Origin of the sequence: Streptomyces yokosukanensis (assembly GCF_001514035.1) — a bacterium.
Lineage (GTDB): Bacteria > Actinomycetota > Actinomycetes > Streptomycetales > Streptomycetaceae > Streptomyces > Streptomyces yokosukanensis.
The window spans coordinates 255,282-279,549 of sequence record NZ_KQ948217.1 but is presented as its reverse complement, the minus strand read 5'-3'; the positions used below and the strand labels follow the sequence as shown (position 1 = coordinate 279,549).

The following is a 24,268-nucleotide window of genomic DNA, read 5'->3' as shown; positions in this document are numbered from 1 at the left end:
TGCCGCGTCGGCCGGCCGGAGGGCCGGCGGTGGGATGGCGCGGCGTCGGGTGCCTGCTGCGGCCCGGGGCAGGGGCGCCGCAGCAGGGGACGGGACGGTGGTGTTGCGCGGGGTGCACCGAGCGTGGTGCACCACTGGGCGGGAGGTCAGACCATCGCCGGCGGCCGGACCTGCTGGGCCTGCCGGGCGGCGAGGTCCAGGCGGCCGGGGTGCGGGGTGACGCGCGGTACGTTGCCGCGCGCGGCGCCGTTGAGGTCGATGCGCCGACGGCGGCACGGCTCGCCGACCCGAGCCTCGCACCACTGGCACGGGACCGAGAGCGCGTCGGGCGCGCCCTGGGCGACGGCCGCCTCGCGTGCCGCACGGGCGGGCCGGTAGGGCGCGAGGGCGGCCCGGGCCTCCTGCGGGATGCAGGAACCGATCGCCCGCAGCCGCGCCTTCAGCTTCGGGTCGACCGGGCGCCCTTCGAGCTGCCGGTAGTGCCCGGGCTGCGCGGTTCCGGCGGCGACGGCGTGCCGGTTGCCGACCAGTTCGGCGGTCCAGGCCGCCTGGTCGTCCGGGTCGGCTGACGGTGTCGGGTCGGTGTGCCGGTGCAGGCGGTCGCGCCGGTAGCTCTCCCACGGGCGGCCGATGTCTGCGGGCACGATCGGGTACGGCGAGACCCGGATGTGCTGGCGGGCCGCGATGCGTGCGTCCCAGCCGTGCGGCGTGGCCATCGGCACGTTGCCGAGCAGCTCGTGCCACTGGGCGAGCTGGTCGCCAGCCTCGCCCTGGTCGGTACGGATGGTGCGGGGGTCGAGCCGGCCGATGTAGGCCAGCAGGGCGGCGGTTTCGCGGCGGTCCATGGCTACTCCGTTCCGGTCGGCTCGCCGAGGGCGGCGAGGAGGGCGGCAGTGTGGGCCTCGGCGCGGGTCATGCCGCCCGTCGGGGCGGGCCCGCCGCCGGGCAGGGCGTACAGGCTCGGGCGGGTCGGGGCGTGCTCTCGGGCGATCCAGGAGCGCCAGTCGGCAGCCCAGGCAGCCGCCGTTCGGGGGTTGAACCCGGCGCGGTGGGCGCGCCACTTCGCGTCGGCCGTCCGCAGGCCCTCCTCGCCGAGGCGGTCGAGGTGTCCTTGCTGGCGGGCCCAGGTGTGGCTGGCTGGGTCGACCTGCCAGTCGGCAGCCGAGGTGACGGCAGCACCACCACTGCTGTACCTCCGGTTCAAATCAGGTTCACTACGGTTCTGTGTGCCGGTGGCCGGTACATCGTTGTGCCGGTGGCCGGTACGTCGCTGTGCCGGTTTCCGCTTCGACCTGCCGGTTTCCGGTACTGCCGGTTTCCGGACCCTCGCGGGGGATTCCGGCACCTCACGCGGGCGGATTCCGTACCGCCGCAGTGCCGAGAGCCGGAGTTTCGGAGTGGCAGCGGGCTCGTCCGACGCTGCCGCGTCGCTGTCCTCCTCCTGCTGCTCTTGCAGGGTCTGCGCGACCGCTACGGCGGCGAGAGGCAGGCGGTAGACCGTGCTGCGCTGGGGGCCCATGAGGTCGTCGAGCTGCTCCAGCTCACCAGCGTCGACGAGGCGATCGACGGCTTCGCGCACCGTGGAGGCCGAGGCACGCGTGCGCTTGGCCAGACTCGACAGCGAGGCCCAGGAGACGCACTGGTCGTCGGCCACTCGGTCGGCGATCGACAGCAGGACCAGACGCGCGGCTCCCTTACTGGTGCTGTGCTCCCACACCCACTCGCGGGCGTCGCTGCTCATCGGCCGCTCCCGGACGCGAGGCGGTTCGCCGAAGCCGTGGTGGTGTGCTCCGCTTCGGGGTGGGAAGGCGCCGAGGTGGAAGCGGCTGCCGCGCAGGCCAGGCCAGTGGACCTTTCGCGCAGGGCAGGAGGCATGTAACAATCCCCTTTGGTGTTGCCACGCTGACGCGCCCCGTGGAAGGGATCAGCGTGGTGATGGTGGGCAATCTCCGCCCTAGCCGGGGCGGCGTGTGCCGTTTGAGCGTTCGGCGTTCGGGAGTAGCCGCTCTCGGGCGCCGTCGCTTTATGTGGACTCATCCGTCGTCGCTACCGGACGCGCTCCTTATGTCGGGCCCCCGGGCAGGGTGCCCGGGGGACGACGAACATACGCACGACCCGGTGTCAAGGTCCAGACTTGACTCACAAACCCTGTACAACTCGCCGAGCGGCGGCCTGTCCCCACCGGACCGGCGGGGGTGGGGGTGCCCAGCAGGGCGAAGGAGCGCGTGAGGCGCGTGTCACGCCATGCGTGCCGAGCGGGCCGGCCATCTGGCTAATCGGCGCTGCTGTGGCATGGCTCGGACTTCCGGACGGGGGAGCAGGGGGAGGACGCCCACCATGAGCCCGAGGCGCGACTGCCAGTCCCGGACCCGTGGGTGGAACGCGCCGCACCCCGGAGAGGGAACCTCTCGCGCGGGTGCGGAGCCTCTCCAGCAACCCGCGGGGCCGCTGAAGAGGCCGAAGCCGGAGCAGCCCTGTACGAAGCCGCCCGACTTTCGCTAAGCTGAACCTATTCCCACTCATACGAAAAGTCAACGAGATGAATCTGGTTCATCTTGGAGAAAAATGAGGTCCTGATGCCTGCCCGTCACTTCGACCGACACCGTGCACGCGCGGTACGGCGAGCTGCCGAGATCAAGCAGAGCGACGTGGCCGCAGAGCTGGGCGTGTCCAATACCGCGGTCGCGAACTGGGAGTCGGGCCAGTCGTCACCGGATCCGGAGAAGCTGCCTGCCCTCGCGACGGCGCTCAAGAGCCCCTTGGACGATCTGTTCCCGCGTACCGGACTTCCCGACCTGGCCGATCTGCGCTGCGATGCCGGTCTCTACCAAAAGGAGACGGCCGACGTGATCGGGACCAAAAGCGCCGGCCCGGTCGCGGGAGCCGAGCGCGGCGAGCGCCGGCTCAAAGACCGGTATGTCGAGGCCCTGGCCGCGCGATACGGGGTGAGTGAGGAAGAGCTGCGCCGGGCCGAGGACCGTTCCATCGCGGCAGCGGGGGAGGCAGGAGCCCGCAGGGGAGCCGAAGCGTCGGCCTTGAGCAGGCCGCCGGGCTCACTCGCCGAGAAGATCACGCTGATCCTTCAGTGTTCGTACCCGGGGCCCCAGGGCCCCCCATTGGACGCTGAGATGGCGGCCCAGGTGAACGCTCAGATGGGGGCGGAGATCCTCACCGAAGATTACTTCCGCGATCTCCGGACCGGTGTCACAGACACGGCACTGCCCGCAGTGCTGCCTGCCCTGGCCGCAGTCGTCGGCGTGTCACCGCTGTACTTCGAGTCCGATGAGGCTGTCGCCGCCCAGGTCTACGAGGGGCTCCAGCTGCTGGCCGCCGCAAAACAAGGGGCTGTCGGCAGGGTGAGGGCCCGAGGTCTGGGACCCGGGGGCCTGCCGCCCAAGATGCTGGCGCTGGTCAACGAGCTGGTGGTGGAGATGGCGCAGAAGGAGGCGGAGGCCGGGCAGTAGCCCGGCCCGTGGTCTGTCTGCCACGGGCCGGAGGCGTGGCTAACGCTTCTGCTCTGCCGGTGATCCCGGCTCGTGCACGCGGCCTGCCGCGATCACGGCACGGATCTCCTTGAACGCTCCGAGGTCGGCCAGCGGATCTCCGCCGACGACGAGCAGGTCCGCGCGGAGCCCCGGTGCGATGCGTCCGGTTGACCCGCCGAGTCCGAGCGCGTCGGCCGAGTGGGCGGTCGCCATGTCGATAACCCTGTCGGTCGGCATGCCCAGGTGCGCGTAGAAGCTGAGTGCCCCGGTGAGCGACCCGTCGAACCCGGTCCGCTGCACTCCGGCGTCGGTGCCGACGATGAGCTGGACACCGGCCTCGGCCATTTCTCGGACCTGCCCGAACAGGATCTGCGTCCGCTCCTCGCCGAAGAAGCGGGCCGCCATGTGCCAGTGCGGGCTGACGGCCGGGCACACCGCGATGCCCCGCTCGACGATCTTCTCCAGGACATCCCGGCGCAGGCCGAAGCCCCCGCCGTCCGTCATCCACGTGCAGTGCTCGATGGTGTCCACGCCGGCATCCACGACCGCCGCGATGCCGTCCGCCCCGTGTGCGTGCGCGGCCACCGGTACGCCGGCCTGATGCGCCTCGTCCACCAGAGCCTGGAGTTCTTCCGCGGAGAACTGGCTCTGCCAGCTCCTCGGCCCGTCCTTCGTCAGACCGCCCCCGGTCGCCATCACCTTGATCACCCCGGCCCCCGCCGCCAGGTTGCGCCTTACGAGATCACGGACCGCGGCCTCGCCGGAGACCTCGCCGCCCAAGAAATAGCAGTGGCCTCCGGGCGTGGTGAGCGGTGTGCCCGCAGCCACGATGCGGGGGCCGGGAGCGACGCCCCGGCTGATCTCCTCCCGCAGGCGCAGGGCCAGGCCGTTGCGGTCTCCCAGGTCACGTACCGTTGTCACGCCGCTCGACAGGAGCTGCTGCGCGCGTTGGCGCATGTCATGCAGCAGCTCTTCGTCGCTCGATTCGAGGGCGGCCACCGGGTCGGCGCTGCCGTCGAACACGAGGTGCACGTGGGAGTCGATGAGCCCAGGCACGACCGTGGCATCGGGAAACGCGAGGTCGTGCGCACCGTTGTGGTCCGCGAACTGCGTGCGCGGCCCGACGGCGGTGATCGAGTCACCTTCGATGAGGACGGCGCCGTCCTCCACGTACGTCCCGGAGCCGGTCAGGACCCGGCCGGCGGTGATCAGCATGTCGCCTCTCGCCTCCCTTGTTCTTCAACGGTCACGCGGTCAGCCGCAGTGCCTCCGACACCGCGATCAGCTGCTCGACATCCGAGTCCCGGTCGTCCCCCTGCGGCACTGCCAGAGGAACCGCCCTTGGTGGGACCTGGACGCCCTGCCGGATTGCGGCGGAGGCACGCCGGAGCCGTCTGGCCAGCTCGACCGGCTCCAGGCGGAGCAGGTCGGTTTCATCCTGCCCATCCACCAGGTAGGGGCTGATGTCGACCAGTCCATCCCGGCATTCCACTATCCGCCGGTGATATCGGCGGTGCACGCCACGAGCCCGCCATCGATCCCACGGCATGCGGGACGCGGCTCTCAGTTCGTTGCCCGGGTAGACCTCGATCAACAGCTGCCACAGCGGGGTCAGACGACGGTGATCCCGGCGCCGGCGCAGCCACAGCCGTGTGGCGGTGATCCTCGCGCTGACGCCCGAATAGGTGACACCCACGGCGAAGAGCAGGCTCGACACCACGAGCAGGATCGCCGCCGAGGTCGTGAGCCATTGCGGCACAAGACCCCCGCTGAAGCGGACGGCGACGAAGACCGCGCGGACGGCGCAGGCCACCGCCATCGCACTGAGGCCGATCGCGGTCATCCACAGCCCGGTGGCGTGAGGGCGTCGCGACATACGGGCATACCGGGCGGACCACCATCCGGCCGCCCCGATCGCGTACATCATGTACAGGCCGGCGATGAGGTAGAAGGCGGCGACCTGGGAGATGGTCATGTCCGCCTTGCTGAACGAGTTGGCGAGCGCCCGGTCAGGTTCGGTCGCGGCAGCCACAGCGATCGCTGCCGCGATCACAGCCACGACGACGGCTTCCCGCCGGGCGCGACGACGCGTTGCTCGTCCGTCGGCCGAGTACAGGTAGAAGCACATGAGGAAGTAGCACGTCAACAGCACCAGCAGGTTCTGGACCAGCTTCGCCATGTCGTCTCCGGCCACGGTCTCGATGCCGGCGGTGCCCGCCGGCATGGCCACCGGATACGACAGACCCAGACTCAAGAAGGCGAGGGCCACCGACCGGGTGGGAGCGTCATGGGGGGCACGCGACCACAGATACAGTCTCCACACAACGGCAACGGCGATGATCAGCAGAAAGTACTTCGCCACGGTCTACAGCCACCCCCGCCGGTCGCCCAGGGCTGCCTGCACCCGACGGACCTCCGGGTCCTCCGACAAAGGCGGGAGCGCGTCGACCACCGAGGACCACTCCATGATGATCGTCGCCGCGAGCTCGACCGAGCACTCCTTCTCGTCCGCGTACGAGCAGCGGTAGGCCACTCGACGGATCAGTTTGGGACCGAGCGCGGGGATGAGAGCGGCCCAGCCCTCGACGAAGTCGTCCGCAGGCTTCTCCGGGACTTCCTCCGGGCTTTCCTCCCACTCGGCGACGAGGATGTGAAGAATTTCGTGCAGGATGATCTGCCGCTGGTGCAGATGCGTCGTCTCCTGCTGGTAGAAGATGATGTCCATCTCGGGCGTTTCGACCCACAAACCTGACGGCCCGGGCTTCTCCAGCGGGTAGGGGCGCAGGGTGATCAGGCGTCCCCGCCGCTCGCCAAGCGCCCTGACCAGCTCCTCCACATCCAGAGGGGGACGGATGCCGAGGTCACGCAGCTCCCGCCGTAGCCGGCGGTGGAGATCGCGCTCTACCGTCCGGTTCGAGGCTGCGCGCCAGCGTCCGAGCCGGCGAGAGCGAGGCTGGCGCTGAGCAGGCGCGCTGGGATCAGCCGCGTCGCGACCACTGATTCCCGACCACATTGAGTAACCCTTTCAAACGTGCAGAAGGCTCCCCCGAGCCGGGGCGACGCAGCGCCCGCGTTGATGACGTCCTGATTCCCAGCGCCGGAAGCGACTGCAGGCACCGATGGCCGCATGCCTGACCCTCAGCTCGCCTCAGCACGCCGATGTCACTGCAGCAAACAAGGATGTGAGTGCGCGTGAGCCGCTTCGATGGAGCCGCCGGGAACCTCTTGGGCGGCAAGTAGATATTCACACGAGCCATGGCTTGAAATGCATGATCGGTTCGCATGGATCCGGAGTTGATCAAGATCCCCAAAATGTTTCAAATCGGCCTAGATTGCCTACGGGTGACTTCGCTGAGCTGCGTCTTTGTGATTTGATGTGAACGCATCAAGATATAATGCTTGATGTCGAGTGTGTTATCGATCTGAGATATCTCGACATCGTTGCCTTGCGGCGTACGTCGACGAATTGGGTCAAAGTCCCCGCTTGGGGCAGGTGTGGGCGCGGTCACTTCGGGATGGTTCGGGTGATGGGCGCAGTTAGGCTTTCGGCCATGTCGAACGCGCTACTGAGTCAGTCCGATGAATACCTAGAGTTCTGGGGCGAGTACCATCTGTGCACATTGACGACATTGCGCCCCGATGGTCGACCGCATGTTGTGCCCGTCGGAGTGACGATCGATGCCGACGCGGGAATAGCCAGAGTTATCACCCGCAAATCCAGTAGGAAGGTCGCCAACGTCCTCATGGGCGGTGGCGCGGCCCGTGTGGCGGTGTGCCAGGTTGACGGAGGTCGTTGGGCCACGCTCGAAGGTACGGCCAAGATCTGCACAGATGCTGCGGCGGTAGAGGAGGCCGTCGCCTGCTACGGAGAGCGATATGGGCGAACGCCGACCCCCGACCCCGAGCGGGTGGTCATCCGGATCTCGATCGAACGAGCGTTGGGGCAGGCCCGTGCTCCTCACCCCCGGCCCGCTCCAAGCGCTCCGGCGTAGCGCGGGCATGCGTTGGGCGATGTGCCGCGGCCCGGCCTCGGCGTCCTAGGGCAAGTGCGTGGCCGTCGTGGAGCTGCCCGGTCCCCGGGGAATTCGTTGATGAGCCGGCCGGCCCGTGCCGCCCGCTCGGCGGTGACGTCCTTGGCCGACGGCCTCGGGGTCGCGAGGTCTCGGGTTTTTAGGCGCTCTCATGCGCGGTTCGCGTAGCACAGCACCTTGTCCTTGGTGATCTTCTCGGGCACGGGAATACCCCTCTTCATTCGCCGGAACCGGACGCGCGCTCGGCGCCTGAGGGTATGGCGCACAGCTGCGTGCACCCCCAGGTGGCGGGCAGCTGACGCCGGGCAAACGGCCTTGAGTGTAGGCGTTGCGACCGGGCGTCCCGACAACCCGAGAATGGTCGAACTGGCTTGCGGGGACTGGAAGATGAGGATGGGTCGGACTGTCTCAGGGTGGTCAACACCGGCCCTCCTCGACGGCACCGGCAGCGGTATGGCTGAGCCGGAATCAGACCTGCTTCCCGCGTAAGAGTGGCTGGGATTCCAGCTCTTCGACGAGGGCGGACAGCAGGTACAGGCCCCGGCCGCCTTCCGCGTCGTCGGCGGGTTCCTTCAGCGCCGGAAGCGCGTCCGCGAAGTCGGTGACCTCGACCAGCACGCCGTCCGGCGTCTCGCGCACCAGCAGCTCGCAGTCGCATGGCGTGTGCTTCCAGGCATTCGTCAGCAGCTCGGGCCAGCCCAGGTACATTGGCCTGGCCGACTCAGCTCCCCATCCCGGTCATGCGGGCGAGTTCTCTTCCTCGCGACGGCTTCATTGGCTGGACCATTTCGTGTACGACAACTTCCATACGTCCTGGATGCGAGAGGGATGCTCATGACACCCGCGGAACCGCCAACGGCGGAGACCTCGCCCCAGACAATGTGGGAGTGCTGCCTGGTCTGGTCGGACCTGCTGATCCGCCTCCACGTGGAAGTGCTGGAGCAGTCACGCCATGGCCAACTCTTCAAGTTTTCCGAGGAAGAGACCGCCTTGTACATCGGGGCGGACCAGCCCCTGGTGTCCATCCTGATCGCGGCGGCCCTGCATGAGCGGATCGTGCTAATGGAACTTTCGTTCGCCGACGCCGTGTTCGTACCACTCGCTGCCCCCCAGGAAGAGGGGGTAACCGGCACGCTGCGACGGTCGGCGTACAACGCGCTCGAACTCAGCCCCGAACTCGAAGGCCAAGGGAGTGCCTCGCGGGCGCTGTTGAGGCGAAGCGCGCTCTCGTCCCACCCTGACGACCGACTGCTGTGGGACCGGGTCCGTACGGCCGCCCTGTCCGTCGTGGACGCCGTCGCCAGAAGCACTCATGCGCGTCACAGTGGCCCCCGCCACCCTGACGCGCGGCCTGACGGCCCGTACTGGGAGCGCGGTAGCACGATCGGAGACGTCCTTCTCGGCGAGCACCAGCGACGCCAGCTCGACCAACTTGCCGAAGTGTGGGGCGACGATCGCTGAGAGGCGGAGGCAGGTTCCTCGGGGCGCAGGTCCTCCGCCCGAATGATCCAGTGCTCGCCGAGCGGCCCTGACGTCTCGAGCCGGATTTCATCTTCCAGGGTAGACATCACCGCTCGCCGGAGCCCGAACGCCTGCCTCGGGACCGACAGGACTACCTCGTAGCCGGGCGGCGGCCGGCGCGTCACCGTGCGGTTCTTGTCGTTCGTCCAGTTGTGCGGATTCGCGGGCGGGTATGGCACCTCACGCCGAATCCCAGCATGATCGTGGCGATCCCCGTTTCCATCCACGGTCCGGGGGAGGAGGTACCTGCTCGCCAGGGCCGGCCACATGGGAGAGGAAAGTCGGGTGGTGAGGAACAGATACAGCCGCACGCTACAGGCGTGCCGTGATGACGGCCTGCGGGGTGGTCCTGACCGCGCTGGCTACCGTCGCCGGACTGTCCCTCCACCTTTCGATAGCGGCTGGACTAGCGATGTTGGTCCTGCTGTGGGGCACGGCGCACTTCGTTGCCGATCTGGAGCTTGCCTACCCTCTCACCCGCCGAAGCCGTCTGCGGGCAGCCGCCGAGCGCGGTCGGCCACTGCTCGACTTCACCGGCGCGGCTCTGGCCGTGCGCAACGCCGCCGATCGCGCGTGGCACGCGGCCCACGCGTGCGAGAAGGACAACCACCGGGCGGCCCTGGCCGATCTCGCGCTGGCGCTGACGGCTCTCGAAGAGGCGTTGCCGCTCGTCGAGCGGCTCGGCTTGCCCGACGCCACGGATGCGGCGACCTGCCTGCACACGGAGTTGCGCGCCCTGGCTGCCGGGTGCGTCCTGCCCGCGCTGCAGTCCGGCAATGACCGGCTCGCCGCCCCGGAGTCGATCGGCTCCTGCCTCGATGTCCTCCTCGACCTCACCGGGCAGGTGCAGGCGATCGGTGCCTGAAGCCGCGCATCGGTCGGCTCATGCCGTGCGGCGCCTGTTGGGAGGGCATCGGAGATCGACAAGGGCTCATCGTGAGCACCGCCGAGGAAGGCTTGATGCGACGTGACTGAGATTCCTGAGCCCGAGATTGCCACCGTGCGGATCCCGAAGGCCGCCCTGGATGCGTTCGCCGCAGCTGTCGATGCCCGAGTCGTCGCGACCGCCAAGGACGACGGTGGGCTGGATTGGTTCTACGCCTGGGGAACGCGTGAGGTCGAACGTCTCGAGGTCGCGCTCCTGCCCGGCGGCGATGAGGTGATGCTGCGGATGTCCTCCGACCGTGCCACGACCATCGTGTGCCCGATCGCGCAATGGTACGAACTCGTCGGCCGGATGATCCCGCCCGGGCAGGGGCCGCAGGAGCCATGACACCGGGCGTACGCTGATGGCGCACGGACACCAGGAGGGGGCGGCGACGATGCGTTGGCTTGGCAGGAAACGGGACGACGAGCTACGCGCGGCCGCATACCGGGCTCAGTTGGCCATCGTTGCCAATACGGGTCACATGGCCTGGACGGCGGCCTGGAAGGAGCCCCAGAGCGCCCGCCGGCACGGAGCAGACGTCCGGGACGCACCCCGCACGATCACCGGCCCCCTGCTCGCGGGCAGCCAACAGATCGACGAGGCGCTGCGTGCTGTCAGCGAATGCGTGCCCCCCTCAGAGCTCACCGAGGTCGTGAACCAGGCCCGCCGTTTGCTCGAACCGCTGCTCGAATTGCGCCCGGTGTGGATCGCCCACCTCACCTCTCCTCTGGAGGGCCGTCGTCTCTCGGAGGAGGAGCTGGACAGCGCGCTGGGCATGGACATGGACTTCGGTGGCTTCCTGCTTGAAGGGTGGGACCACGAGGAGACCGCGATCAGCGCGGCGATCGCCGTGGCGCCCCTCCTCGATCAGGTCCACGAAGCGCTCACCCCGTACTCGGGATGCGACTGGCTCACCAGAGCGGCCGGCTGACCAGACCAGTCTGCGTGACGGAGAGGTGCGGCGCTTCACGGGCGCCTCACCACCGCAAAGAGTTGTCAGGACGGTGGTCTCCAGCCGTGGCAGAACGTGCGGTCGGGGCGCCGTGTCAGGGCGTGTCGACGAGTGACAGGAGGGCTTTGCGTGCAACCGGCACATGAGGGTGGCTTGCCGTGGGGCGGCTTCGCCCGCATTGCCGCTCGCGCTAGCGGCGGGACCGAGCCAGGATCGGTGCTGACCGTCCATCTCAGCCGTCACGACCCAGGGCCAGAGCCTGAATTCGATGAGACGCTGTTGACCATGTTCCTCACCGCCGTCGATGCTGGCGTGTACGAAGATTCGGGCAGGACAGCCGGGTTCCAACGCGGGTCTCAGACATCGTCGGCAGTCGCAGCGTGGGTGGGCGAGGACGAGCCGGCGGAACTGGTCGTGGACAGGCTCATGTCGAACCTGGTCGTGGCGAGCACCGCAGGACCCCTGATCGATGATCGGACCTGCCGTGTGGGGCTGCGGTCGGCGTCTGAGCAGTTTCAGTTGGGCAGCGGAGATGGTGTCCTGCTCACCATGACGGGCGAGACGGCCGGCGCTCCGGTGGAGCTGTTTCCGGCGCTCCTGTACTGCTGGCTGTCGTGGTGGCGCCGACAGGTCAACGCGCTGCGCGACGGCCCGGAGATGCCGCCGCCCCCGAAGCGCGGTCATGCGGACGACTACGTCGGACAACTCGCCACGTGGATCGAGCAGGCCATGGAACAGCACCGCCGGCGGCCTGCCTCGCGGGTCAACGTTCCGTTGCCGCCCGAGCGTCTTGACCTGGTCGAGAACGGGCGCCGCTTCGTCGTGCGGCTGAGCGACTTCGAACTCACCACCTGGCCGGATCCGCCGTCGTAGGAGGGCGGGGAGTCGTACTCCGGCGACGGCGGCCTGGACCTGTAGCAAGGTACCTGCGGCCAACTGCCGCGCGGACGATCTCCGTCGCCTCGGCCGGCCATTGATGCGCAAGCTTGAACCAGGAAGAATGCGCATTCCGTGAGTGCTTGGTTCGACATCGTGTGCAGCGTTCGGTTTGCGGGTGGGGATGGCGTCAGGAGAGTTGTGGCCGCATCAGGCCGAGGCGGTTGAGTCGGTCACGCGGGCCATCGGCCGTGGCGGTCGTACGAGCCTGATCGCCGCGTGCGGTACTGGCAAGACCCGGATCGGCCGCGCGGCTGCGGCCCGCTTGGACACCGTCCGGCGGGTGCTGGTCGTGCTGCCCACGATCGAACTGCTCGTTCAAACCCTGAGGGCCTACCGTGATGCCGGCGACGGTGGCCTGGGCACGGTGGCCGCGGTCTGCTCGGACCCCAGCGTCGCGGAACTGGAACTCCTGCACGGCGAACCCGACATCCTCGTCACGACCACCCCGGCCGTACTGGCGGACTCCGTCCGCGACGAGGAATGCGTCACCGCGCTGTCGACCTACTCTTCCCTGCCGGTGATCGCGGAGGCGCACAGCCGCCACGATCTCCCGGGCTGGGACCTGGCCGTCATCGACGAGGCGCATCGGACCACCGGCCGAGCCGACGGCCCGTGGAAGACCGTGCACCGCGACGAGCTGGTGCCGGCCCGGCGGCGCCTATACATGACGGCCACCCCCCGGATCTCGGAAACCGGGGGAGAGACCGTGGTGTCGATGCACGACACCGCCATTTTCGGAGAGGTGTCCTACCGGCTGCCGTTCTCCAAAGCGATCGAAATGGGGCTTTTGGCCGATTACCGGGTTGTGGTCCCGGTCGTGACGGACGAAGAAGTGCACCGGCTCGCCGCCGACGAGACGCTGGAGATGCGCCTGGGTGGAGCCAAGCTGTCCCCGGGCGCGCTGGCGGGGCAGATCGCGGTGCTGCGCACGATGAAGGAATTCGGGGTACGGAGGGCGATCTCGTATCACCATCGCGTGGCCGAAGCGAAGAAGTGGGCGCAGACGCTGCCGGCGGCGGCAGCGCTGCTACCGGGCGGCATCGAGTTGTGGGCCGGCCATGTGTCCGGGATGCAGGCGCCGCACCTGCGCAGGCGCGTCATCGAGCGGCTGGCCGACCCGGGCGGGGACACCGTCGTGGTCTCCAACGCCAAGGTGCTAGGGGAGGGTGTGGACGTCCCGGCCGTCGACGCCGTGGTGTTCACCCGGCCCCGGGACTCCGCGGTGGACACGGTTCAGGCCGTCGGGCGGGCACTGCGCACCGGGGGCCGCAGCGACAAGGTCGCCACGATCGTCGTGCCGCTGCTCCTGGCGGCCGGGGAGAGCCCCGAGGCCGCGCTGGAGGGCAGTGCATGGGAGTCGGTGTGGCAGGTGATCCGGGCGCTGCGCGATCACGACGACCGGCTGGAGGATTTCCTGCGCGTCAAGCGCGCCCAGCTCGGTGAAGGCACCCTGTTCGAGGACGGAGAGCGGGAGGCGAAGCTGCCGCCCTGGCTGCACGCCCAAGGCGTGGACATCCCCACGGAGTTCGCCCAGGCCATCACGATCCGTGCGCTGCGCGCCAGTTCACCGAGCTGGGACGAGTTCTACGGCGCCGCACGCGCGTACGCCTACCTGCACGGACACGCCAACATCCCGGGCAGGTGGGTCAGTCCCGGTGGGCTGAAGGCCGGCCAGTGGATCCTTGAGCAGCGCAAGGCACGGCGGCAAGGCCGGTTGAGCGTCGAGCGTGAAGCCGCACTCGATGCCGTCCATATCGTGTGGGACGTCAACGACGATGTCTGGACGACCGCGCTGGGACACGTACAGAAGTTCCACGCGCAGCACGGTCACCTCGACATCCGCCAGGACGAACGTGCCGAGGACGGCTACCGGATCGGCCAGTGGATCGGCTGGCAGCGCATGGCCTACCGCCAGGGGAAGCTGTCCGCCGACCGTATCGCCGCCCTCGACCAGCTGGGAATGGTGTGGGACAAAGCCCTGACCGCCTGGCAGGACAACTACGGCGAGGCTCAGGCGTACTACGACGAGCGCGGCGACCTCCTCGTCCCGGGCTCGCACACCGCGTCGTCCGGTTGCAGCCTCGGGACCTGGATCGCAAGGCAACGCAAGGACTATGAGGCGGGCAGGTTGTCCACCGAGCAGATCGTGTTGCTCGATGAGATCGGCATGGTCTGGAGGCCGCTGGACGACGCCTGGCAGCAGGCGTACCAGCATGCCTGTGCGTACCGGGAGCGCCAGGGCCATCTCGACGTGCCGAGTACGTACGTCACCTCCGACGGGTTCCGGCTGGGCACCTGGATTGCCAACCAGCGCAGGGCCCGCCGGGAAGAGCGGCTACCCGAGGTCAAGATCCGTGCCTTGGAGGTCCTGGGCGTCGTCTGGGACCCGCTGGAGGCGAAGTGGGAGCGGGGTCTGGCCGAGGCTCGCATGTACAAGGACCGGTACAAGGATCTACGCGTCCACGCGAAATACGTGTCCCCGTCCGGATACAAACTCGGCGGCTGGATCGCTGATCAACGCAAGGCCCGTGCGCAGGACCGGCTGCCCCAGAAACGCATCGACAAGCTGAATGCCATTGGGATGGCCTGGGCGGTGCCCGACGACACGTGGAGAGTCGCCTACCGTGATCTGTGCGCCTACCGCGAGGAGAACGGCAACCTGGACATGGCCCAGGATTTCATGTCGTCATCGGGCATCAACCTCTACAAGTGGGCGGGGACCCAGCGGACCGTGCGGGCGAGCGGGAATCTCTCCGAGGAACGCCAGCGCCTCCTCGACAGCATCGACTTCCCGTGGGATCTCGAACGCGATCGCTGGATTCGCCGCTACCACGAGGTGTCTGCCGAGATGGGCGACGTCAAGAGCCCCCGCAGCCTGCCCGCTGGCTCACCCGAGCGGATCTGGCTCGACAACCAGGCCGTGGCCTACCGCAAGAACCGGCTGGACTCCGAACGCCGGGCCATGCTTGAAGCCCTGGGGGTGACAGCCGACCAGGTCTGGACGATGTGGCAGAGCGCCTACGACGAACTCGCCGCCTTCCATAAAGAAGAGGGACATTTTCAGGTACCCGAGGAATACCGGACCATCGACGGAACACTTCTGGCGGCGTGGAAGAACAACCAGCGAACCCAGCGCAATCAAGGAAAACTGTCCAAGGAGAAGATCAAACTTCTCGACAGAATCGGTTTCCCGTGGGACCCCTACGCGGAGCATTGGGACAACCGCTACGACGAAGCCGTCGTTTTCATGGAGCGCAACGGCCACCTCCGGCCCCCGCGCGGATCCAGGCTCCACAAGTGGCTGGTGCGGCAGCACCGCAACCGCGAACGTGGAATCTTGAACCGTACCCATCTCGGCCTCCTCGACCGCTTGGACGCCGAGTGGGACGCAGCGGCCAACGGCCAAGGCAGCCCTAATCCCGAATAGCTTGTGTGGCTACCGCATGGAATCAACGCTGACGGACAGAGACTGGCCAGTGGGCAGCAACGCACGATAACGACGGCCTGGCCGGTGCCAGATCGAGTCTGTGTCGGGCACCAAGCCCTCCATCACGCTTTGCGCGGCCTGATCGGCGGTGACGAAGACGTGTACCGAGTGCCGCAGGCTGTGGTCTCTGACCTCCAGCTCGTCCATGTATGGCTCTGCCTTCTGGGCCCACGTGGTCAGTGACCGAAGCACACCTGCCGTCTCACAGGTCGTAGTCGTCCGCTGCTGCGGGAGGGCAGGCATGCCAGGCATCTGCGGGGCAGCGTTCGTGACGGCGACGATGAGGGTGTCCGCCCACCACCCATGGGCTGAGGCACCGTAGTGGCCCCTAAATACCTCACCGACCTTGGTCACCGCCTGGACCCGGGCCGCGATCCGATCGACCGCCAGACGCTGGTCCGCAAGCTTCAGTTGATGCGGAGTGGCGACGATGACGTACGGGCCATCGTCTGGATCGTGGGTGAAAGTGATTTTGAGTGGGGGCAGCGGTCCGACCTCGTCCAAGAGCCGGGCCACATCCTCGAGTTGCCGCGTCAGATCCCGCATGCGGGACAGCATGCCGTAGCCGCCGCTGACTGTCGCTGCGCGGGGGTCGGCCCTCGGGCCCATCGGAGCACGGCCTGCGTAGCTCGCCGATGGCCTCGGCCAGCCGCGCCAGAGTGTCGATTACGGTGGCCGTGTCCCGTCCGGCTGGCTTCTCCCTGCTCGCAAGGACGCGCTGCAGCCGGACCTTCGCCTTCTGCTGGGCGCCCCCGTCCGTAGACGACGAGTACGTGGTCACGCACGGTCTGCAGGTGCCACAGGCCGCCGGCGGACAGGCCGCTTTCCATCTCGGCGAGCACCGTGGAGTACAAATCGTCGGCGCGCCCGAAGCCGCCCTTGCACAAAGCGAGGTAAGCGGCCTCCAACAGGAAGCTTCAGCTGAGGACTTCGGCTGGCCGATGCTCCCGAGCCGTGGATTCACTGGATCTTCTGCATGCGGGGGTTGATTGCCACCATGCGCTGCCTGAACGTCGGGCCGGATACGTCCTGGTTAGGCGTGATGGTGCCGGTCTCGGGATCGAGGTAACCCCAGTCGCCCTTGGTGCCCTTGCCGCAGATCATCAACGTCACGGTGCGGCCCGGTTCGTGGATTCGGGTCACTTCGTGGAACACGTGTAGCGGCAGGTGATTGGCGCCGCCCGCCCGGTGCGTCATCGTGGTGGTACTGACCTTGCCGTCCAACAGTCCGTAGCGCTGTTCGTCATAGCCACCGAGCAGGACGTGCGCGGTGAACGGCCAGGGGTGCCCATGGGGGGTAGGCCGTTCACCGTCACGCAGGTCTGGTCCTCTCCACAGGTTGACCTTGATGGTGACGTCCGCGGAGCGCCGCAGGACCAGCTCCGCCTTGTAACCGAAGCCGTCTGGGTCCGGGACGAGCGTCCATGCGTCCTCGCTCGTGAACCTCGCCCAGGTGAGCGTCTGCTCATGAGCGTGCTCGGCGAGGCCGGCAAGGGCGCTTTCGTACATCTCGCGGTCCACCGTGAGGCCGGGAATGATGTGGACCTTCTCCATACGGACGCTCCCTCGTGCTGCCTGACGGTCAACGTAGGGCTGGGGCTTGCCACGCCACCAGTCCACAGCGCGGACCGTACCGGTGTGTTGAGGACGTACTGCCGGAGGAGGGGCGGTCTGCTGCGCAGCGGGAGGCGGCTCTGGCCAGGCCGACTCCGCGCCGGCGGCTCTGCCCCACGCGCCCGAACTACCGCGTGCAACGATCCACGCACGCAGCGGCTCCTGGGCCTTGGGGCGCGGCTCTCCAACAGCACGAGATCCTGGGTCGTATCGTGCTAGGCAGCGTTGAGTTCACGCAGCCGTTGGGTGTGGGTGTTGTCGTCTCCGAGGACGCGCACCGCGGTGGGCAGGACCTGGGCGGCGAGGGGCCGGGCTTCCTTGGCCCGGCCGGCGGCGGCGAGAACGCGGGCGAGGTCACAGCTGATGATGATCGTGTAGGGGTGGTCCGCGCCGAGTGTCGCGGTGCGCGCCTGGCGTACGCGTCTGGCTTGTTCTTCGGCGTCTGCCAGGTCTCCGGTATGGAGGAGGCATTCGACAAGCAGGTGGCGGGCGGCTATGGCGAAGGGGTGGTCGTCGTCGCGGATGGTGTGGAACTGGTCGATGACCGTGCGGCCCAGTTCTGTCGCTTCTTCCCAGCGTTCTTGACGGCGACGGATCCACGCGATGGCGAGACGGCCGGAGATGACGCTCTCGTGGAGGGACCAGCCGCGTGCCTCTCCGAGTTCGACCGTCTCGCGTGCGAGAGCCTCGGCCTCCTGCCACCGTCCCTGAGCGCCGATCGACTCGGCGAGCCTGACCCGTGCGTTAAGGGTGTCACCGTGGTCAGCCCCGATGGTCCGTACCCGCCCCTCCAGGGCACGGCGTTGATGGATCTCGGCCTCGTCGTAACGTTGCAGGTTGTAGAGCGCCAGGCCCCATTCCAGAAGGGCCTGGAGGGTGGCGTCGGAGTCAGGGCCTCGCTCGGCTTCGAGGCCAGCGACTGCTTGTTCGTACAGGTCCGCGGCCTCGGCGAAGTGCCCTGCGGTGAGCGCCCGGCCGGCCCGGCCGTACAGAGTGTTCGACTGGTTCACGGTTCGTCTTCTCCCTGCTGAAGTTGATGGTGTTGCAAGCCGCTCTGGTCCGGCCGTCGGGGAGGGGCTTCCCCTTCCCCGACGGCATCGGCAACCCAGGGCCGTCAGCGGGTGCCGGCCAGCTCGATGTCGTCGAGGTGCTTCCAGGTGATGTACTGGCCGTCGTGGCTCTGCGCCACCAGGGCGATCCTTGTGACAGGGACCGTCACCGGCGGAACATCGTTGTCGGTGAGCCAGGCACGCATCGGGCGCTGATCCACGTGACCGGTCGCGTATCCGAGGGAGCTGTGCGTGTAGTGGACCGACGGCACCGCAGGGTAGCGGCCACCGAGCACGGCCTCGGACTCGCCTGCGGTGATCTCCCACAGGCGTTCGACCGGTCGGCCCGGCCGGCCCAGGCACTCAACGGCCACCCTGCCCACCGACGGACGGTCCAGCGTCAGCTCGAACGGCGCCACCGCGGCGCAGCGCTCGCGTACCCGGTCGGTGATCTCGGTGATCTCCGTGCCGGTGATCTCGGTGACTGGTGCGGAGTGGAGCAAGGTGATGTGGAGGAATTCGGGCGGGACGGGGGCGATGCCCGGGCGGTGTGTCAGCTCCCGGTAGGGGGCAACGAGCGCGGCTCGGGTGATCGCGGGGTCCGGCAGGATGTGCCAGTGGTAGTCGACCCGTCCGGCCGGCCACCGGCCCTGGACCGATTCGAAGAAGCTTTCCAATGTCTTCCTCCGGTGGGAGTGGATGCCTGGGCGCACCGGCGGGTGCGCCCAGGCCGGCTGTCGATTGCGGAGGCGGGCGGCTGGCGTCGGGCCGCCGCGCCGTGGGCTGGGCTCAGGTGTAGGCGCGGATGCACGTGGTGTCGGTCGCTGCGAGGTCCAGTTCCCAGCTGATGCCGTAGTGGTCACTGGCCGGGCCAGGGTCCACCCTCTGGTACGAGCGCAGCGCCGGACGCAGCGCAGGGGTGACGTGGGCCTGGTCGACCCGCAGCAATCCGGCCTTGCCGGTTGCCTGGCGATCCTCGAAGTGGGCGCCCACGTCGGTGAACTCGCCGTCCCGGAATTTCTGGCCCACGATGCGGTTTCCGCGCCAGGGCTCGTCCTTGCTGGCGCGCGGCAGGCACCGGGAGGTGCGGTTGTACGGCTGGACGCGCTCCCATTCGATCTCCGGGTCGTCCAGCGGGCAGTGGTTGATATCGCCGGCCACGATGGCGATCCCGCCGTACCGGTAGGCCCGCGCGCACAGCAACTGGGTCTCCTGTGCGGCGACTTCAGCGGAGTACGGGGTCAGGTGCGTACTGATCGCGACCAGCGACGCCGGCAGTTCCCGGGCCAGGCCCAGGGGCTTGAAACGGGGCGCGCAGTAACCATGGTGCATCTCGCTGACGGAGTACTTGGTCTCCGTGTCCAGCAGTTCCAGCACCCTGGGGTTCCAGGCGACTGCGGTATTCAGGTTCCGGGACGGCGCAACGACCAGCCTCAGGCCCAGGGCCTTCTCTGCGGCATCGGCCTTGTCAGGGTCGGCCAGCCAGTCGACCTCCTGCAGGAAGAGCAGATGCGGACCGACCCTGCCGATGACCTCGATCATGCTCTCCCAGCGCCCGTCCTTGTCGGCTCCGTACTGTGCGTTCTGGCTCATCACGGTCAATGCCACGGTGCGTCTCCTCAGTATCTGGTCAGTGATGCGATCGTGTGCTGGTGGACCGGCTGCGTGCCGTCCGGTCAGGCGCCGATCCCTTCGGAGTCATCACACGGCGGTGCGGGCGACCGGACTTCGGTGAAGGCGGATGTCTAGCCGGATGGGCAGGTGATCGGAGAGATTTTTCAGGGCCGGGCGCTTGGGGTTGAGGGTGCGGTAGTCGACAACCTCAATGCGCGGGCCGGTGACGAGCGCCTGGTCGAGGCGGAGCGGTACTCGCTCGTTCTCGTACCAGTAACCGACCGTCGGCTCCCGCAGCTGACGTACGTCAGCCTGTGGGTCTCGCCATCCGGACTCCAGGAGCAGCCGTCGGGCGCCACGATCGAATCCGCCGAAGGAGCCGTCATCGCGAATCTTCCGGTAACGGTGCCATAGCCCTCGCGGTACCCGCCGCTTCCATTCCTCGTCGGACAACTCGGGATCGCTTTCATCTGGCGCATTGGCATCCATGAGCAGCACGCCGTCCTCCGGCCAGCCGCCGAACTGCGTTCCGTAGTCGGCGAGATGGTGTGCCTCCAGATGCCGTGCGCGCCCGCCGGAGTACGCCAGATGGGCCCCGAACACAAGCAGGGGAATGCCGTCAGCGTCGAAGGCTGCTCTGCAGACACCGTGATGAAACGACCCCCGCGCGAGCTCGCTCGCCGGCGTATAGAGCTTGAGCGCTTGGGCGTTGTAGTACATGCAGGAGTGATTGCTCCCGTCCCCGACGCGGGAGGTCACCAGAGGAAGCGCGGTCAGCGTCGTGGCATCGCAGATGCCACGGAGGCGCGCGCCCTTGTCCTCATCCCACCAGGTGGCCTCCATGATCCACAGCATGTCGAGGCCGTCCATGGATGAGAGGAAGTCGAGTTGCCGAAGGCGACGCTCTTCCGTTTCCCTCTCCGTGCCCTTGTTGTCGATGCCTCCGGTGAGGACATTCCATGCAACCATCCTGAGTTCGACCGTCGACTCCGTCATGGACGAGTACTCCCTTGCGTAGTTCGTGGACAGGGGTGGTGATCACGGTTGAACCAAGGGATTTCGTACGCTCTCCGGGGCTGGACAGCGGGCAGCTCCTTCCTCTGAAGTGGTCTGCGTCTTCCCCGGATGACGCGACCACGGCCGTCTCACGGGCGGGTGCCGCCTTGGGAGGTCACGGCTGGGTTCCCAGGAGCCGGGTGGCCCCTGCGGCGAGCAACTGTTCGGCGGCTTGCCGTCCTACGGACTCGGGCTGGTCGCCGGGGCCGGTGCGGGCGGTGCGGATTGGCGTGCCGCCAGCCGGGTCGAGGACGGCCGCATGCATGGTGATGGCATCGGCCGCCTCGTCGAGGGTGGCGTAGGCGGATGCGGCGGTCAGGCAGCTGCCGTGCAGACAGGCGAGGGCGGCGCGCTCGGCGTCCAGGAGAGTGTGGGTGGCGGTGTGGGAGAGCGGAGCGAGAAGTCGTTGGGTGGTGTGGTCGTCGCTGCGGTGCTCGATGACGACGATCCCGGCACCGGTGGCGGGCAGCCATACGCTCGGGTCGAGGATCTGTGCGGCGCGGTCGGCCAGGCCGAGGCGGCGCAGTCCGGACAGGGCGGCAATCATCACATCGGCGCCGAGCGTGTCGGCGTCGAGGGCGGCGAGGCGGGTGTCGGCGTTGCCGCGGATCGGCACCGGCACCAGCATTGGATACAGCGCGGCTAGGAGGGCGGCACGGCGGGGTGCGCTGGTGCCGACGCGGGTACCGGGCGGCAGCTCGGCCAGGGTTGCGGGAGCGTGGCTGGCTGGCAGGACCAGGACATCGCGTACGTCCTCGCGGGGCAGCACCGCTCCGACGCAGATTCCGGGGATCCGGTCGTGCGGGCTGGGGAGGTCCTTGGCGCAGGCGATGGTGGCGTCGACCCGGCCGTCCAGGAGTTGCTCGTCGGCGCGGCGGGTGAAGGCTCCCTTGCCGCCGATCTGCGCCAGGGGGCCGTTGTGGCGGTCACCTTCCGAGGTGATCTTGACGATGTCCAGGGTGACGTCGGGATACCGGGCCCGGAAGGCTGTGGCGAAGCGGCCGGTCTGCTCCATGGCCATGGGGCTGGGGCGGGTACCCAGCCGTACGGGCCTGGTCATGGTGGGGGCGGTCATGCTCGGGGCTCCGTGGAAGAGAAGGGACGGCTCAGGGGTGCGGCGGGCGTGGGAAGGGGCAGAGCGTGGCGTGGCTCGGCGACGAGGGTGGTCGTGCTCCTGCCGAAGGACACGTTGAGCCAGACGTTCATGAGTCCTCCACGGCTGAGGTGGCTGCTTCGGCGCTCTCAACAGATGCCGGGAGGTGTCCGTTGCGGCCCGGCCACTGGAACACGAGGCGGCAGCGGGGCTTGTCCAGTACATCCCCGGCGGGGAGAAGGCGATCGGGGGTGCCGGCGGGGTGGATGGTCAGGGCCGGGTCGGTTCCGTTGCCGTCGTCGCTGCGTACGTTGCGGTTCCAGGTCCTCACTGTGGCTGCCAGTTGCTCGGCGAGTTGTGGGCCTTGCTGGCCGAAGGCGTGGACGACCCATTCCCACGTCCGCTTGTCGGGGGTGTCACCGTGCTGGGTCTGGACGTGAATGAGGTAGGCGAGTGAGGCGTCGCCGAGGATCGCCGGCGCGTTGTTGTTCTTCGCGATCTGGGTGACGCCGGTGCCCTTCTCTTTGCGGGCGGCCAGCCGGCAGAAGCCCGGCAGCGTCGTAGCTGCATAGAGCTGAAGCGAGCCGAAGTAGAAATCCGCCTTCATGATTACCCCGGTGGCGACCTCATGCCGCGGTCCCCGCAGCGCTTCCTCCAGCCCCTCCGTGGGAGCGGGGACGCTGTCTTCGAAACGGAGTTGCAGCTCATCTCCGAGGAGGTCGAGGACCGGGGTGGTACGGGTGTGCTCGCCCCGGTCACGGATGAACCCGCAGTGCGTGAACTTTTGGGCGTGCAAGACATCACCGATCCGCTCGAAGGCGATGGCCCGGGTGTAGCCGCCGATCTCCAACGGCAGGACCAGGCGCCCGCCCTGAGCGGCCTGTTCCCGCCAAGCCGGGGCGATGTCCCAGGTGTTGTAGGTGATCACACTCGCGTCGAAGCCGCCCTTCGGCACGTGTTGTGGGGGAGCGCCGAGGGATGCGTCGCCCTGGAGGGCTGTGACGCGTCCGCTGCCGGCCTCCGCGGTGAACCGGCGGGTGCGGTGCACCACGTAGGGGTCGATGTCGACGGTGACGACCCGCCCCGCAGGGCCCGTGACGTGGGCGATCAGCTCGGCGTTGTAGCCGCCGGATCCCGCCTCGAACACGCTCGCTCCCGGCGTCAGGCAGAGGTTTTCGATCATGTCGGCCTGGAGCCAGGCCGCGGAACTTGTCGACTTCCCAGTGTCGTCGCGGCGGGTGATGACGGCCCGGTCGCTGCTGTCGTACGCGGTCTTCAGGTCCTGCTCAGGGACGAAGCGGTGTCGGGGCACGGTGCGCAGTGCTTGCTGGACCCGATCAGAGGGAGCCCAGCCGCCATTGATGACCGTCTTGGTCATCTGGTGGCGTAGCCGGGCAGCTTCGGCCGGTTCGCCGGGCACCGGCAGCTGGTCGATGGCGAGTGGGTAGGCGTGGACCGGCGCAAGGCCGGGGATGACCCCGGGCCAGATCGCGTCCAGGGCCTGCGCGGCCGGGGTGAACACGGGGCCGACGCTGGAAAGGGCGTGCAGATCATGCCACTCCCACCGGTCGAACAACTTGTGCTCAGGGTTGGTGAGGGTGCCGGACCACGCGGTGACACGGATGACCGCGGTGAGCCGAGGCACGCCGTGGCTGTCGTCGGCCAGCATCGTGACTACATGCGCGTCCGTGGCCGAGGCGGTCAGGCCAGTCTCCTCTGCGAGTTCCCGTACCGCCGCAGCTTCGAAGGACTCCGCACCACTGGTCTTGCCACCTGGGAGTTCCCACATGCCCCGGCGCGAGTGGCCGAGCAGGACCCGCCCGGCTTCGTCGGTGACGACGGCAAGAGCCCCGGTCAGTGCGTGGCCGGTAGGCGGACGTTTCTCCACTGCCTGGGTGTCGGCGTGGCAGGGGCCGCGCAGGACCAGGACGGCGAACTGGTCCGCTTCCAGCCGCTCGATGGACTCCCATCCTTCGGTGAGCAGGCGGATCTCCTCTTCGTCGAGGGCGATGTCGCGTCGCTCGGCCGGGGTGTGCTCGACTACGGGGGTGATGACCACGAGCGCGCCGCCGGCCCGCAGCCGCTCACCGAGCCCGTGCAGGACGCGGCTGCGGTCACGTAGAAACGGGTACGTCAGCCGCATGGTGATCAGGTTGTAGCCGTCTTCGTGCAGCTCTGCTGGATCGTCGCGCTCGATGTCCAGGCAGACCCAGCGCACCCCTTCCGTGCCCGCGTGTTCGGCACGGGCCCGGGCGAGGGCGCTGTCGGCGAAGTCGACGGCGTCCACCGCGTAGCCGAGGGACGCAAGGTAGGCGGCCAGGTCTCCTGTGCCACAGCCCACATCGAGTGCCCGCCCGCCGTCGTCCGGCACGGGTGTGTGCTCGGCGAGCAGCGCCAGCTCGCGCTCACCGAGCTGCCGGAACCCTTTCCCGCCTGCATAGTGCTGGTGCCACTGATCGCGGGCGACGTATCCCACAGTGCTGCTCCTTACCTGCTCCG

21 protein-coding genes and 1 pseudogene are annotated in these 24,268 nt (G+C 68.3%); 8 read left to right on the top strand and 14 right to left on the bottom strand.

Annotated features, from left to right (window positions below; genetic code table 11):
• Positions 1-146 precede the first annotated feature (146 nt).
• Complete coding sequence (locus AQI95_RS28935; RefSeq protein WP_067130132.1) at positions 147-845, bottom strand: zinc finger domain-containing protein; 699 nt, start codon at positions 843-845, stop codon at positions 147-149.
• Between the two features lie 2 nt (positions 846-847).
• Positions 848-1,741, bottom strand: a complete 894-nt coding sequence (locus tag AQI95_RS28930; protein WP_067130129.1) for a helix-turn-helix domain-containing protein — start codon at positions 1,739-1,741, stop codon at positions 848-850.
• Positions 1,742-2,576: 835 nt separating this feature from the next.
• Here AQI95_RS28930 and AQI95_RS28925 point away from each other — a divergent pair.
• Positions 2,577-3,464 (top strand): helix-turn-helix domain-containing protein, encoded by an 888-nt coding sequence (locus AQI95_RS28925; protein WP_067130126.1) that lies wholly within the window; start codon positions 2,577-2,579, stop codon positions 3,462-3,464.
• A gap of 39 nt (positions 3,465-3,503) precedes the next feature.
• On the opposite strand, the gene AQI95_RS28920 is transcribed toward AQI95_RS28925, so the two are convergent.
• The 3 genes from AQI95_RS28920 to AQI95_RS28910 are packed head-to-tail and all read right to left on the bottom strand — an operon-like array spanning position 3,504 to position 6,321.
• Positions 3,504-4,700, bottom strand: a complete 1,197-nt coding sequence (locus AQI95_RS28920) for an amidohydrolase family protein (protein WP_067130124.1) — start codon at positions 4,698-4,700, stop codon at positions 3,504-3,506.
• Between the two features lie 31 nt (positions 4,701-4,731).
• Positions 4,732-5,847 (bottom strand): MAB_1171c family putative transporter, encoded by a 1,116-nt coding sequence (locus AQI95_RS28915; protein ID WP_208614286.1) that lies wholly within the window; start codon positions 5,845-5,847, stop codon positions 4,732-4,734.
• Between the two features lie 3 nt (positions 5,848-5,850).
• Positions 5,851-6,321 carry a hypothetical protein gene (locus AQI95_RS28910; RefSeq protein WP_244188874.1) on the bottom strand — a complete coding sequence of 157 codons (471 nt, stop codon included), beginning with the start codon at positions 6,319-6,321 and terminating at the stop codon, positions 5,851-5,853.
• 559 nt (positions 6,322-6,880) lie between these two features.
• Between AQI95_RS28910 and AQI95_RS45270 the strand changes: the two genes are divergently transcribed.
• Positions 6,881-7,477: a pyridoxamine 5'-phosphate oxidase family protein gene (locus AQI95_RS45270; protein WP_341849484.1), complete on the top strand. Its 597-nt coding sequence runs from the start codon at positions 6,881-6,883 to the stop codon at positions 7,475-7,477.
• Positions 7,478-7,984: 507 nt separating this feature from the next.
• Here AQI95_RS45270 and AQI95_RS28905 read toward each other — a convergent pair.
• A pseudogene (locus AQI95_RS28905) lies at positions 7,985-8,236 on the bottom strand (ATP-binding protein); the annotation flags it as partial.
• A gap of 114 nt (positions 8,237-8,350) precedes the next feature.
• On the opposite strand from AQI95_RS28905, the gene AQI95_RS28900 reads away from it, so the two are divergent.
• From AQI95_RS28900 to AQI95_RS28875, 6 genes are all read left to right on the top strand, one after another.
• Positions 8,351-8,977, top strand: coding sequence for a hypothetical protein (locus AQI95_RS28900; RefSeq protein ID WP_159056601.1), 627 nt, complete (start codon positions 8,351-8,353; stop codon positions 8,975-8,977).
• Between the two features lie 385 nt (positions 8,978-9,362).
• Positions 9,363-9,902, top strand: coding sequence for a hypothetical protein (locus AQI95_RS28895; RefSeq protein WP_159056600.1), 540 nt, complete (start codon positions 9,363-9,365; stop codon positions 9,900-9,902).
• Between the two features lie 102 nt (positions 9,903-10,004).
• Positions 10,005-10,310: a hypothetical protein gene (locus AQI95_RS28890; protein ID WP_067130110.1), complete on the top strand. Its 306-nt coding sequence runs from the start codon at positions 10,005-10,007 to the stop codon at positions 10,308-10,310.
• A 16-nt stretch (positions 10,311-10,326) separates the two neighbouring features.
• The gene (locus AQI95_RS28885; RefSeq protein WP_067130107.1) at positions 10,327-10,896 is read left to right on the top strand and encodes a hypothetical protein; all 570 of its coding nucleotides are present in this window, start codon (positions 10,327-10,329) and stop codon (positions 10,894-10,896) included.
• A gap of 306 nt (positions 10,897-11,202) precedes the next feature.
• Entirely contained in the window at positions 11,203-11,790 is a 588-nt protein-coding gene (locus tag AQI95_RS28880) for a hypothetical protein (RefSeq protein WP_159056599.1), read from the top strand.
• A gap of 187 nt (positions 11,791-11,977) precedes the next feature.
• Positions 11,978-15,283, top strand: a complete 3,306-nt coding sequence (locus AQI95_RS28875; protein WP_079071526.1) for a DEAD/DEAH box helicase — start codon at positions 11,978-11,980, stop codon at positions 15,281-15,283.
• 9 nt (positions 15,284-15,292) lie between these two features.
• On the opposite strand, the gene AQI95_RS28870 is transcribed toward AQI95_RS28875, so the two are convergent.
• From AQI95_RS28870 to fxlM, 8 genes are all read right to left on the bottom strand, one after another.
• The gene (locus AQI95_RS28870) at positions 15,293-15,889 is read right to left on the bottom strand and encodes a hypothetical protein (RefSeq protein WP_159056598.1); all 597 of its coding nucleotides are present in this window, start codon (positions 15,887-15,889) and stop codon (positions 15,293-15,295) included.
• Positions 15,890-16,303: 414 nt separating this feature from the next.
• Complete coding sequence (locus tag AQI95_RS28865; RefSeq protein ID WP_067130095.1) at positions 16,304-16,897, bottom strand: hypothetical protein; 594 nt, start codon at positions 16,895-16,897, stop codon at positions 16,304-16,306.
• Between the two features lie 275 nt (positions 16,898-17,172).
• Positions 17,173-17,967 (bottom strand): tetratricopeptide repeat protein, encoded by a 795-nt coding sequence (locus AQI95_RS47490; RefSeq protein WP_067130092.1) that lies wholly within the window; start codon positions 17,965-17,967, stop codon positions 17,173-17,175.
• 104 nt (positions 17,968-18,071) lie between these two features.
• Entirely contained in the window at positions 18,072-18,683 is a 612-nt protein-coding gene (locus AQI95_RS28855; RefSeq protein ID WP_067130088.1) for a 2'-5' RNA ligase family protein, read from the bottom strand.
• A 112-nt stretch (positions 18,684-18,795) separates the two neighbouring features.
• On the bottom strand, positions 18,796-19,614 hold the full coding sequence (locus tag AQI95_RS28850) for an endonuclease/exonuclease/phosphatase family protein (RefSeq protein WP_159056597.1): 819 nt from the start codon (positions 19,612-19,614) through the stop codon (positions 18,796-18,798).
• 93 nt (positions 19,615-19,707) lie between these two features.
• Positions 19,708-20,616 (bottom strand): endonuclease/exonuclease/phosphatase family protein, encoded by a 909-nt coding sequence (locus AQI95_RS28845; protein ID WP_067130079.1) that lies wholly within the window; start codon positions 20,614-20,616, stop codon positions 19,708-19,710.
• Between the two features lie 175 nt (positions 20,617-20,791).
• A complete protein-coding gene (gene hemC, locus AQI95_RS28840; RefSeq protein ID WP_159056596.1) occupies positions 20,792-21,751 on the bottom strand; it encodes a hydroxymethylbilane synthase in 960 nt (319 codons plus the stop codon).
• Positions 21,752-21,878: 127 nt separating this feature from the next.
• Positions 21,879-24,245: a methyltransferase, FxLD system gene (gene fxlM, locus AQI95_RS28835; RefSeq protein ID WP_079071525.1), complete on the bottom strand. Its 2,367-nt coding sequence runs from the start codon at positions 24,243-24,245 to the stop codon at positions 21,879-21,881.
• Between the last annotated feature and the right edge of the window lie 23 nt (positions 24,246-24,268).